General features: G+C 52.4%; 1 protein-coding gene and 1 pseudogene. Both read right to left on the bottom strand.

Features of this window, described 5'->3' with window-relative positions:
- Positions 1-235, bottom strand: a pseudogene (locus AACQ38_RS23915) (RHS repeat-associated core domain-containing protein); the annotation flags it as partial.
- Positions 136-359 (bottom strand): hypothetical protein (locus AACQ38_RS23910; protein WP_207631981.1); only part of this gene is annotated, 224 nt, incomplete at its 5' end. The pseudogene AACQ38_RS23915 and the gene AACQ38_RS23910, both read right to left, overlap by 100 nt.

The following is a 359-nucleotide window of genomic DNA, read 5'->3' as shown; positions in this document are numbered from 1 at the left end:
CCTTAGAACGTCTCTGTAAATCATCGAATGTACTAACTTCATATTTTTGTGTTGGACAAGCTGCTAACCCTAAGGGATCAATCCACGACACCGGATTCGGCACGTACGCATACAGGTTCAGACCCCCTGCTAATCCTATAGGGTCCGGCGAGAGGTACTGGCCCGTTTCCCTCTCGTAATAACGGTGCCGGTTATAAAACAGCCCGCTTTCCTCGTCTTCGTATTGCCCACAGAAGGGGCATCATCTCCGAGGCAGTCATACCCGTTGGGCAGAGCCAGCCCGCGCAGGGCATGGCTTTCACAAGGAAGCATTGCGACCATTTTGTCCCCGCCACTTTTTTTTCCCCGACGTGCCTTTT

The sequence above is a fragment of the Photorhabdus sp. RW14-46 genome (assembly GCF_963887965.1).
GTDB classification, from domain to species: Bacteria; Pseudomonadota; Gammaproteobacteria; order Enterobacterales; family Enterobacteriaceae; genus Photorhabdus; species Photorhabdus laumondii.
The sequence above is the reverse complement of the archived record's forward strand: the minus strand, read 5'-3'. Positions and strand labels throughout refer to the sequence as shown.